Source organism: Thermodesulfobacteriota bacterium, assembly GCA_040755095.1.
GTDB lineage: Bacteria > Desulfobacterota > Desulfobulbia > Desulfobulbales > JBFMBH01 > JBFMBH01.
In genome coordinates this window covers 1-11,555 of the sequence record JBFMBH010000139.1, presented here as the reverse complement: position 1 = coordinate 11,555, position 11,555 = coordinate 1, and the positions used below count along the sequence as shown (strand labels likewise).

8 protein-coding genes are annotated in these 11,555 nt (G+C 67.9%); all 8 read left to right on the top strand.

The window, feature by feature from the left end; all coding sequences use genetic code 11:
* On the top strand, window positions 1-407 hold a 407-nt coding region (locus AB1634_16425; GenBank protein ID MEW6221101.1), incomplete at its 5' end, for an ABC transporter substrate binding protein.
* Window positions 404-2,215 carry an ATP-binding protein gene (locus tag AB1634_16420; protein MEW6221100.1) on the top strand — a complete coding sequence of 604 codons (1,812 nt, stop codon included), beginning with the start codon at window positions 404-406 and terminating at the stop codon, window positions 2,213-2,215. The genes AB1634_16425 and AB1634_16420, both read left to right, overlap by 4 nt.
* 12 nt (window positions 2,216-2,227) lie before the next feature.
* Window positions 2,228-3,262 (top strand): response regulator, encoded by a 1,035-nt coding sequence (locus AB1634_16415; GenBank protein MEW6221099.1) that lies wholly within the window; start codon window positions 2,228-2,230, stop codon window positions 3,260-3,262.
* Between the two features lie 61 nt (window positions 3,263-3,323).
* Window positions 3,324-5,357 carry a response regulator gene (locus tag AB1634_16410; GenBank protein MEW6221098.1) on the top strand — a complete coding sequence of 678 codons (2,034 nt, stop codon included), beginning with the start codon at window positions 3,324-3,326 and terminating at the stop codon, window positions 5,355-5,357.
* Window positions 5,358-5,424: 67 nt separating this feature from the next.
* Entirely contained in the window at window positions 5,425-7,545 is a 2,121-nt protein-coding gene (locus tag AB1634_16405; GenBank protein ID MEW6221097.1) for a TonB-dependent receptor, read from the top strand.
* 110 nt (window positions 7,546-7,655) lie between these two features.
* Window positions 7,656-9,761, top strand: coding sequence for a TonB-dependent receptor (locus AB1634_16400; protein ID MEW6221096.1), 2,106 nt, complete (start codon window positions 7,656-7,658; stop codon window positions 9,759-9,761).
* 8 nt (window positions 9,762-9,769) lie between these two features.
* Window positions 9,770-10,606 (top strand): citrate synthase, encoded by an 837-nt coding sequence (locus tag AB1634_16395; protein MEW6221095.1) that lies wholly within the window; start codon window positions 9,770-9,772, stop codon window positions 10,604-10,606.
* The gene (locus AB1634_16390) at window positions 10,578-11,420 is read left to right on the top strand and encodes a hypothetical protein (GenBank protein ID MEW6221094.1); all 843 of its coding nucleotides are present in this window, start codon (window positions 10,578-10,580) and stop codon (window positions 11,418-11,420) included. The genes AB1634_16395 and AB1634_16390 overlap by 29 nt, the downstream gene beginning before the upstream one ends.
* The last annotated feature ends 135 nt before the right edge of the window (window positions 11,421-11,555 follow it).

Genomic DNA, 11,555 nt, shown 5'->3' with positions numbered 1-11,555 from the left:
TGGGCGAGCGCATCGACCGTCCCGAGGACTTTCCCCATGCCTTCCGGCGCCTGGGCGAGAAGATGGACATCTTCCTGATGGCCGCCGACCCCCTGGCCTACTCCATGGAGAACGTTGCCTGGCTGGAGGCGCGCTGCCTGCAGGATCGTCTGCTCTGCCTGGCCCCCTCCCGCAACGCCGCCAAGCTGGGGATCCTGCTGGCCGTGGATGTGGATTCCGAGGGCATCGGCGACCAGGCGGCAGCCCTGGTGTCCCGCATCCTCGACCATGGCGAAAATCCTGCCGCCATCGGGGTCGTGCCGCCGCTGGGCACCAGGCTCATCCTCAACATGCGCACCGCCCAGCGGATCGGGCTGCCGGTCCAATCCCAGCTTCTGTCGGTGGTAAGCGAGGTCATCGCCCCTTGAGCCGCTTCCGGCAGCTCTCCATCCGCCGCTTGCTGCTCCTGGTGAACGGCATTGTGCTCTGCCTCCTTTTTCCGGCCTTGGGGGCGTTGCAGTTCCGGACGGCGGCCCAGTTCCGGGACAGCCAGCTGGCCGGCACCCTCGATGCCCTGCGGCGGCAGATGGAGGACCGGGTCGACTCCCTGGCCCAGAGCACGGCCCTGTCTGCCGGCCAGGCCATCTCCGGCTTCGACTACACCTTCCTGCAGCAGCTTCTGAGCCAGATGGTGGAGGCGGACGAGGAGCTGGTCTCGGCCGTGCTGGTCAAGCTGGATGGCACGGTGCTGGCGGCCCACGAGGCCGCGCTGGTGGGCGCGGTGATGGCCTCCGCCTTCGATGGTGCGATCCTTGCCCGCTGCCGGCGCGAGTTTCCGGACTGGGAGCCGGAAGGGGCCGGGCTGTTCCATCCCCTGGTGGTGGAGCCGCCGGCGGCAGCCGGCGCGCCGCTCCTGGAGGTGCTGGCACCGGTCTACGTGGGGCGCCGGCTGGTGGGGGTGGTGCGCTGCGGCTTTGCCCTGGACCGTCTGGCCCGGGAGCTGGACCGTACCCGCCGGCTGTGGGCGGCCAAGACCGCCCTCTATCAGGGGGTGTTTCTGGGCACCACCGGGGTATTTTTTGTCCTGGGATGCGTGGTGGCGCTCTTTTTCGGCCGCTCCCTGTCCCGGTCCGTGGGCACCCTGGTGGCCGGGGTGCGGCAGCTGACCGCCGGCGGCCTGGACGTGAGCATCCGGCAGCAGGGCCTGCTGATCAGCCGGGAGGTGGCGGAGCTCACCGAGGCCTTCAACGAGATGGCGGCTCGGCTCCGCCGCTCCTACCAGCGCCTGGAGGAATACAGCCGGGACCTGGAGGCCCTGGTGGCCGAGCGGACCCGGGAGCTGAAGGAGGCCCAGGCCAATCTCTTGCAGCAGGCCCACGAAGCGGGCATGGCCGAGATGGCGGTGGGCATTCTCCACAACATCGGCAACGCCATCACCCCGGCCATGGTGAGCACCACCATGCTGAGCAAGCGGCTGGCGGCCAGCCCTTTGCGCACCAGCCTGGCCGATGCCCTGGTCCGGGCCGCCGAACTGGTGGCCGCGCCCGCGGCCTCCTCCCCGGCCGAGCGGGAGCGCCTGGCCGCCATCCTCCGCCTGGTGCCGGGCGGCATCCGCGAGGAGTATGACGCCGCCCTGGCCGAGCTGGGGCGGGTCGGTGACAAGCACCGGCACATCGAGGAGATCATCCGGCTGCAGCTTCGCTACGCCCGGGTCCAGGGCTTCGCCGACCGGCTGGATCTCAACCTGCTGGCCGAGGATGCCCTGGCCATGATGGCCGAAAGCCTGGGCAAGCGCCAGGTGCGGGTGGTACGCCATTTCCAGCCCGTGCCCCAGGTCCAGATCGAGCAGGGCAAGCTCATGCAGATCCTCATCAACCTGATCAAGAACGCCTACGAGGCCATGGAGGAGACGGCGCTGCCGGACCGCCAGCTGACGGTGGCCACGTGGCTGGAGCCGGCGGCAGACGGGCAGGGGGCCAAAGTGGCGCTGGCGGTGCGGGACACCGGGGTTGGCTTTTCCGCAGCCGAGGAGGAGCAGCTCTTCCGGTTCGGCTACACCACCAAAGCCCGCGGCTCCGGCTTCGGCCTCCACTCCTGCGCCGTTTACCTGGCTGCCAACCACGGCTCGATCACCGCCCAGAGCCCTGGCCCCGGCCAGGGTGCCGAGATCATCATCCGCCTCCCCCCGGCCGGGGCCGGAGAGGGGACTGCCGGGCACGAAGACGTCAACCCTTGAGGTGGGTCCGCCATGACCACTCCCTTCAACAACCGCATTCTCGTCATCGACGACGATCCCGAGATCCTGGCCGCTGTCTGCCGGATCCTCTCGCCACCGCCGGCCCGGGGCGAAGGCCAGGTTGCCGAGCTGGCCGCCCTTCTGGCGGACAGCGCTCCGGATACCCCGTCTCTTGCGGCCGTCAGCCGCCGCTTCGAGGTGGAGACCGCCCGGCAGGGCGAGGCCGGGTACCGGCAGCTGGCAGCGGCCGCGACCGCCGGCCAGCCCTATGCGGTGGTCTTTGTGGATATGCGCATGCCACCCGGCTGGGACGGGGTGCGCACCATCCGGGCCATCCACGACGCCGACCGCCATGCCCAGATCGTCATCGTCACCGCCTATGCCGATGCCCCGGTCTCGGAGATCGTGGCCCGGGTCGGCTTCACCGATCGGCTGCTCTATCTCAAGAAGCCTTTCGATCCGGAGGAGATCCTGCAGCTGGCGGACTCCCTGTGCATGCGCTGGAACCTGGAAGAGAAGGTGCGAGGCTTCATCCGGCTCCTGGAGCGGATCGTCACCGGGGTAGGGGAGCTGGATCTGTCCGGCGGCATCGAGCGGCTGAAGCCCTCGCTGACCGACCTTCTCGGCCAGTTCGGCGAGTTTCTGGGCACACCGGACCTGTTCCTGGCCCAGATCACGGCTGGTGGCGTGGCCCTCCGGATCGGGCTTGGCCGCTTCGCCAACGGCCTGGCGGCAGAGCCCGCCTTTGCCGGCCTCCTGGAGCGGGTTCGGGCCCAGTGTCGCCTCAAGGCCGTGATGCAGGTGGACGAGTTCCTGGTCATCCCCATCCTCCTCCATGCCTGCGAGAGCGTGGTTGTGGGTCTGTCGCCCCGGCGGCCGGTGGAGGGGATGGATGACCTGCTCACCGCCTTGGCCGCCAACGTGGCGCGCCTCCTGGATCAGGCCAGCCGAGCCAGCGAGCTGCGGCAGGAGGTTGCCCGGCTGCGGGCCCGGGAGGCGCAGCTGACCGCCCGGCTGGCCGAGCTGGAGAGCCGGCGGCAGGACTGACTTGGCGCGGATTTTCCCCTGGACCCACAAAGCCTCGCTACGATAGAATGCCCTACCCATCATGACCGACAACCGCATCCTCATTGTTGACGACGATCCCGAGATTTGGCACGCCTATCAGATCGTGCTCGGCTCCCGCGGCGGAGACAGCTCCCCGACCCTGGGCCATCTTGCTGCCTTCCTGGATTCCGCCCCCGCTCCGGTGCCTCCCGGCGGTGCCTTTGCCCTGGAATGGGCCGCCCAGGGTCAGGTGGGCCTGGAGAAGCTGCGCAGCGCCTGCCGGGAGGGGCGGCCCTTCTCGGTGGCCTTTGTGGACATCCGCATGCCCCCGGGCTGGGACGGTGTTGAGACCGCCACCCGCTTGCGGGCCGAAGACCCGGATCTCGAGATCGTCATTGTCACCGCCTACTCGGATCGCAGCCGGGAAGAGATCGCGCAGCGGGTCCAGCCGCCGGACAAGCTGCTCTTCTTCCGCAAGCCGTTCGATCCCGAGGAGCTGTTCCAGCTCGCCCTGTCTCTGACCAGCAAGTGGCGGATGGTCCGGGAAGAGCGAGCCGCCCGGGACCGCTTCCAGTCCCTGGTGGAGACCATGGCGGACGGCGTCTGGGAGACCGATGCCCAGGGCCGGTTCACCTACTGCTCGCCGGTTTGCGCCGAGCTGTATGGCTGGCGACCGGAGGAGCTGATGGGCACTGCCTATGCCGATCTTCTGGCCGAGTCGGAGCAGCCGCTCTTTGCCGGACTTTTGGCCCAGTGCGTCCAGGACGGCACCGGCTTCCGCCAGGCCGAGCACCAGATCCGCCACCGCAGCGGAGCGATTCTCTGCCTGGAGTCCAGTGCCGTGCCCATGCTGAACGGCCAGGGCCGGGTGAAGGGCTTCCGGGGCGTGGATCGGGATGTGAGCGAGCGCAAGCGCCTGGCTGCGGAAAGGGCCCAGTTCGAGGAGCAGTACCGGCAGAGCCAGAAGATGGAGGCCATGGGCACCCTGGCCGGCGGCATTGCCCATGACCTCAACAACCTGCTCTCCCCGATCATGGGCTTTGCCGAGCTGGCCCTGCTCAAGGTCGACAACAAGAAGAGCGTGCGCAGCCATCTCGAGATGGTCATCGCCAGCACCCGCCGGGCCGCCGAGCTGGTCCGGCAGATCCTGGTCTTCAGCCGCAAGGAGGTGATGGTCACCAAGCCTTTGGATCCCGGGGCGGTGGTGGCCGGCTTCCTCAAGATGCTCCGGCGGCTGCTGCGGGAGGATATCGAGCTGCTGGTGGAGCAGGCACCCGGCCTGTGGCCGGTGGTGGGCGATGCCGGGCAGCTGGAGCAGGTGCTCCTCAATCTGGTGGTGAACGCCCGGGATGCCCTGCCCGGCGGCGGCACCATCACCATCCGCATCGAGAACGTCACGCTTGCCGGCCCCTCGGCCCTGGTGGATGTCAGCGGCACGGCCTTCCATGGCGAGCACGTGCTGTTGTCGGTGGCCGACAACGGCGTCGGCATCCCGGCGGAGACCCTGGGCCGGATCTTCGAGCCGTTCTTCACCACCAAGGGCCAGGGACAAGGCACCGGGCTGGGGCTGGCCACGGTGTTCGGCATCATCCGGCAGCACGGGGGCCATATCCGGGTGGAGACCGCGGTGGGCCAGGGCACCACCTTCCGGATCTACCTGCCCCGGGGCACCGAGCTGGCGGTGGAGGCCGGGCCGGCGGCGACCGCCTTGGCCCTGGGCGGCCACGAGACCGTGCTCCTGGTGGAGGATGACCAGGAGGTGCGGAACATCGCGGTCACCGCGCTCCAGCACTATGGCTTCCGGGTGCTGGTGGCGGAGAACGGTGCCCAGGCCCTGGAGAGGTTCCGGGAGAGCCGGTCCGAGGTGGATGTGGTGGTGGCTGACGTGGTGATGCCGGTCATGGGGGGCGAGGCCCTGGCCGAGGCCTTGCGGCAGGAGGCGCCGGGCCTGCCCATCCTGTTCATGAGCGGCTACCCCCTGGAGGTCCTGCCCCGGGATATCCGGGACAAGCCGGCCTCGGCCTTCCTCCAGAAGCCCTTCGGGCCCCAGGATCTCGTGCCCATGCTGCGGGGGCTGCTCGATCACGGCCAGTAGACGGGGCGGGAAGGGGGCGGCGTGGCGCCCCTGCGTGTCAGGGGCAGGAGAGGGAGGGGGCTCAGACATGAAGACAAGGCACCTGATCCTGGGGAGTGCCGCCCTGCTGCTGGCTGCAGCCGGTCAGGGTCTGGCTGCCACGACCGATGCCGAGCGTCTCAAGGAGGTGGAGAAGTACTTTTCGTCTCCCTACACCGAGGAGATGTACTTCCGCACCGACCGGCTGCTGCTCACCGCCACCGGCAGCCTGCTGCCGGTGAGCAAGGCGCCGTCGGTGGCCTCGGTGATCACCAAGGAGGACATCGAGGAGATGGGCGCCACCACCCTGGACGAGGTGCTGGAGACGGTGCCGGGGCTCTACGTGGGGGTGGGACAGGGCAGCATGCTCTCCTCGGTCTGGTCCATCCGCGGCATCCGCACCGATCTCAACCCCCAGGTGCTCCTGCTGATCAATGGGGTGCCCTTCACGAGCGTGGCCAGCGGCGGGCGGCCCCACACCTTCCGCATGCCGGTGGCCATGGTCTCCCGGGTGGAGGTGGTGCGGGGTCCCGGCTCGGCAGTTCATGGCGCCGACGCCTTTGCCGGCACGGTCAACGTCATCACCAAGGACGGCCAGGAGGTGGATGGCCTGGCGACCGGCCTGCGGGCCGGCTCCTTTGAAACCTACGACGCCTGGGTCCAGTACGGCTGGCACCAGGATGACTGGGATGTGGTCCTGAGCGTGGAGGGCCAGCGCTCGGCTGGGGACGACGACCGGGTGGTCGCCAGGGATGCCTACAGCAACTTCCTGGGTCCCCCCTGGCTTGCCCCTCCGGGCGGCAGCCAGGCGCCGGGTCCCCTGGACACCCGGTATCGATTCGTGGAGTCCCATCTGGGGGTGCGCAAGGGCAAGAACACCGTGCGGCTCTACCATTCCCTGTTGGATGACAACGGTGGCGGGCCTGGCATCTTCCAGGTCCTGAACGACAGCACTGACATCGACGGCAACTATCTGCTCGCCGACTTCGTGCACGAGAACAAGGAGTTGGCACGGGACTGGGATTTCAGCCTGCATCTGAGCTCCCTCTATCTCCATCAGGACAACTTTTTCCAGTACTTTCCTTCCGGCACCGTCAACCAGCTGGGCAATCCCATCGTCGAGACCTGGGACGGCGCCCTCGAAGGGGTGGCCCTGTTCACCGGCCACGCCGCCCACCGGCTTCGGCTGGCTGCTGGCCTCAAGCACTGGGACATGGAGACCGACCAGTACAAGAATTTCGGCGCCGGGATCCCGCCCCCGGCCTGGTACGGTCCGCTGCAGCGGTTCGACGACTCGCCCTTCAGCTTCATGGACGACCAGGCCCGCTGGCTGTGGCATGCCTCGGCCCAGGATGAGTGGCACCTGGCCCGGCACTGGGACCTGACCGCCGGCCTCCGCTTCGACGACTACAGCGATTTCGGCTCCACCACCAACCCCCGGGCGGCCTTGGTCTGGGAAGCCCTGCCGGTGCTGACCTCGAAGATCCTGTACGGCCGGGCCTTCCGTGCCCCGTCCTTCACCGAGCAGTACTTCCGGAAGAACCCGGTGCAAATCGGCAACCCGGCCATCCAGCCGGAGGAGATCGAGACCTACGAGCTGGTCTTGGACTACCAGCCGATCGCCCGTCTCCGCCAGATCCTCTCCCTGTTCTCCTACACGACCGACGGGCTCATCGAGTATTCCGGCCCGACCCCCGCGGGCGAGGCACCCTCTGCCAAGTCGGCCGAGAACAGCCGCGCCCAGAAGGGCTACGGCTTCGAGCTGGAGATGCTCTGGGAGCCCACGGACGACTTTCGGTTCCGGTACAGCTTCGCTTACCAGCGCTCCAAAGACGAGGACACCGGCGAGATGGTTCCGAACACCCCGGCCGGCCAGCTTCTGCTGAACCCCCACTGGCGCTTCCTGCCGGACTGGTCCCTGGACGGCCAGCTGTACTGGGTTGTCGGCCGCCGCCGGGCCAAAGAGGACACCCGGCCGCCCATCGACGACTACGAGCTGGTCAACCTGACCCTGCGGCGCAAGGCCATTGCCGAACACGTGGACCTTGCCTTCGCGGTGCGCAACCTCTTCGATGAGGACGTGCGGGAGCCCAGCCCGCCCAGCACGATTCCGGACGACTATCCCATGCCCAGTCGCTCCTTCTGGGTGGAGCTGCGTTTCAGCCCATGACTTCCGGCATGGCCATTTTTCAGGACAGACCCTGCCGAAAGGCCTGACAACCGGCCCAGTACGATGTGTCCGTGTGTGGGACCAAGGTGACGCGAAGAAGGAGGGGGGACATGAAGGGACGACACGTGGGCGTGTGGAGTGCCGCCCTGCTGCTGGCCGCCGCCAGCCAGGGCCTGGCTGCCGAGACCGATGCCGAGCGTCTCAAGGAGGTGGAGAAGTATTTCGACACGCCGTACCCCGAAGAGATGTACTACCGCACTGACCGGCTGCTGCTCACCGCCACCGGCAGCCTGCTGCCGGTACGCAAGGCGCCGTCGGTGGCCTCGGTGATCACCAAGGAAGACATCGAGGAGATGGGCGCCACCACCCTGGACGAGGTGCTGGAGACCGTGCCGGGGCTGCATGTGGTGCCATCTGACACCGTCCTCATGTCGTCGATCTGGTCCATCCGGGGCATCCACACCGGCACCAACCCCCAGGTCCTGCTGCTCATCAACGGTGTCCCTTTCAACGACGTCACCAACGGCGCCCGGCCCCATACCTTCCGCATGCCGGTGGCCATGATCTCCCGGGTGGAGGTGGTGCGGGGACCCGGGTCGGCCATCCACGGCGCCGACGCCTTTGCCGGCACCATCAACGTCGTCACCAAGGACGGCCAGGAAGTGGACGGCTTGGCCACCGGCGCCCGGCTGGGCTCCTTCGAGACCTACGATGCCTGGACCCAGTATGGCTGGCACCAGGACGACTGGGACGTGGTCTTCGGCGTCGAGGGCCAGCGCTCGGCCGGCGACCCGCACCGGGTGGTGGACCAGGACGACTACGGCAACCCACTCTACGCCCTTCCGTCTGGCCTGGCCCAGACCCCGGGCCCCTTGGACAGCCGCTACCGGATCCTGGAGTCGCACCTTGGGGTGCGCAAGGGCAAGAACACCTTCCGTCTCTATCATTCCCTGCAGGACAACCAGGGCCTGGGCACCGGGGTGGCCCATGTCCTGAACGAGGGTGGCGGCGGCCACGACAGCAGCTCCCTCATCGCCGAATTCCTGCACCAGAACAAGGAGCTGGTTCGGGACTGGGACCTGACCCTGCACCTCAGCTCCATGCGCTCCAAGCACGACGAGATGTACCAGTTTTTCCCCACCGCAGCCCGGAACCAGCTGGGCAACCCCATCATCGAGTCCTGGGATGGCAGCGTGGAGGGCATCGCCTTGTACACCGGCCTGGCCGAGCATCGAACCCGGCTGGCTGCCGGCCTCAAGCACTGGAACAGCGACACCGACCAGTACAAGAATTTCGGGGCCGGCGTGTTGTCCCCCTTTGGCCCCCTGGTGCGCATTGGTGGCACGCCGGACATCTTCCTGGAAGACCACCACCGGGCGTTGTGGTATCTCTCGGCCCAGGACGAGTGGCACCTGACCCGCCACTGGGACCTCACGGCGGGCGTCCGTTACGACGATTACAGCGACTTCGGCTCCACCACCAACCCCCGGGCGGCTTTGGTCTGGGAGACCCTGCCGGAGCTCACCACCAAGGTGCTCTACGGTCAGGCCTTCCGGGCCCCGGCCTTTACCGAGCAGTATTTCAAGAACAACCCGGCCCAGATCGGCAATCCGGCGATCCAGCCGGAGGAGATCGAGACCTGGGAACTGGTCTTCGACTACCAGCCGATCCCGCGCCTGCGGGAGACCTTCTCCCTCTTTTCCTACGACATCGAAGGTCTCATCGAATATACCGGTCCGCCCCCTGCCGGGTCTCCTCCCTCGGCCCGTCTGGCGGAGAATTCCGGCAACCAGGAGGGCCTCGGCTTTGAGCTGGACGTCCTGTGGGAGCCGGTAGACACCTTCCGGCTGCAGGCCGGCATCGCCCACCAGCGCTCCAAGAACAAGGATACCGGTGAGCTGGTCCCGGACGCGCCGGGCATGGAGCTCTATCTGAACCCGCATTGGCTGTTTCTGCCCAACTGGTCCCTGGATGGCCAGCTGTACTGGATCGCCGGCCGGCGCCGGGCCCAGGAGGATCCCCGGCCGCCCATCGACGACTACCAGCTGGTGAACCTCACCCTGCGGCGCAAGGCCATCGCCAAGCACTGGGACCTGGCCGTCGCGGTCCGCAACCTGTTCAACGAGGACGCCCGGGAGCCCAGTGGCGTCGCCATCCCCAACGACTACCCCATGCCGAGCCGCTCGTTCTGGGTGGAGCTGCGGTTCACGTATTGATGGCTGCCATGGAGTCGACGACCGGGCACCGCGGCCGCAGCCGGGGACTGGCCTTTGTTAGACGACCGGTCACCCGCATCTGGCAGGAGAAGGCGGCGGCGGACAACCCGTATCTGGCCACGGCTTGCCGCTGCCACGGCTATGACCTTTTTGAGCTGGCGCGCAAGCGTGGCTGGGTCGAGGTCCTGTTCCTGCTCTTCCGTGGCGAGCTGCCTCGGCCAGAGCAGGCCCAGCTGCTGGAAAGGCTGATGGTGGCCTGCATCCATCCCGGCCCCCGCCATCCAGCCACCTGGGCGGTGATGAACGCGGCGGTGAGCCGGACCGATCCTGTCCACCTGTTGCCCATCGGCCTGGAGGTCCTCGGTGGCTCGCAGCTCGGGGCCGCCGAGGTGGGTGCGGCCATGCGCTTTCAGGTGGCGCACGGCCAGGAGGAGCCGGCGAAGGTGGCCAGGGAATTCCTGGGCAAGGAGCCACGGCCGGCGGAGGGGGATTGGCATCCGGTGCCAGGATTTGGCAGCCGTTTCGGCGGGGTCGACCCCCTGGCCCGGCAACTGGCCGCCGAGCTGGGGACACTGCCGGCAGCAGGTGCGGGTCTGCGCTGGGGGGCCGGTCTCGCCGCGACCCTGGAGGAGGAGGGGCTCGGGTGGCTGCCGACCGGTGTCGTCGCAGCGAGCCTTGGCGACCTCGGCTTTTCCTGGCGAGCCGGGGTCGGACTCTACCAGATCTTTTCTGCCCCAGGGATCCTGGCCAGTGGTCTGGAGATGGCCAGCCAGCCGGTTACCGCCATGCCCTTTCTGGATGACGAGGGATACTGCCTTGCCGCCGCAGCCCGCAAGCCGGTCTGATCATGCCTTCTGGGACCGCCGCCGCGGCCGGATCCTGGCACGCAAGGGCGGCTGGGTGGTGGGCGAGGCGGTTTACAGCCACGGTTATTCCCTGCTTGAGGACCTCGCCGGCCGGGCTTCGTATATGCAGGTGCTGGTGCTCCACGGCACCGGCCGGCTGCCCGAGCGGCGGCTGGCAGACTGGCTGGAGGCGCTGTTCGTCTGCATGAGCTATCCCGATGCTCGGATCTGGTGCAACCAGATGGGCAGCCTGGCCGGGACCATGGCCGCCGGGCCGGCGGCCGGGCTCTGCGCTGGCATTCTGGCCTCGGACTCGCGGCTGTATGGCCCAGGGACCCAGGCGGCTGGCGTCGCTTTCATCACCGCTGCGGTGCAAGAGAGGCAACAGGGGGTGTCAGCCAAAGAGATTGTGGCCCGCCAGCCGGTCCGCATCCCGGGCGGTCCCCCGGTGCTGCCCGGATATGTGCGGCCGGTGGCCAGCGGTGACGAGCGGATTGCGGCCATGGAGAGGGTAACGGCCGACCTGGGCTTCCCCCGCGGGGCGCACCTGTCGCTGGCCTTCGAGATCGAAGCGGTGATGCTGGAGCGGTTCGGGGAGGGGATGAACCTGCTGGGCTACACCACCGCCTTTCTCTGCGACCAGGGCTGGTCGGCCCAAGAGCAGTATCGGGTCTTGAGTCCGATGGTGGCGGCCGGGGTGCTTGCCTGCTACGTCGAGGCCGCTGACGACCCGCCAGGCGCCTTTTTTCCGCTCCGCTGCGAGGATATCGACTACCAGGGGCCAGCCCCCCGGCCTGTGTCCGATCGATCCTGATCAGGTGCTCGTCTAACGTTCATGAGAAGAGAAGTTCACACCCCGAAGGATGAAAGATGATTATCATGGATGTCAAGGTGGTGGGAATGAGGGCGCGCAAATGACATCGTGGCCATTGACCCGGACAGCTAACGT

Excerpts from the sequence above, each read along its gene's own strand:
- AB1634_16415 (MEW6221099.1), top strand. The coding sequence starts at position 2,228 with ATGACCACTCCCTTCAACAACCGCATTCTCGTCATCGACGACGATCCC.
- AB1634_16410 (MEW6221098.1), top strand. The coding sequence starts at position 3,324 with ATGACCGACAACCGCATCCTCATTGTTGACGACGATCCCGAGATTTGG.
- AB1634_16405 (MEW6221097.1), top strand. The coding sequence starts at position 5,425 with ATGAAGACAAGGCACCTGATCCTGGGGAGTGCCGCCCTGCTGCTGGCT.
- AB1634_16400 (MEW6221096.1), top strand. The coding sequence starts at position 7,656 with ATGAAGGGACGACACGTGGGCGTGTGGAGTGCCGCCCTGCTGCTGGCC.
- AB1634_16395 (MEW6221095.1), top strand. The coding sequence starts at position 9,770 with ATGGAGTCGACGACCGGGCACCGCGGCCGCAGCCGGGGACTGGCCTTT.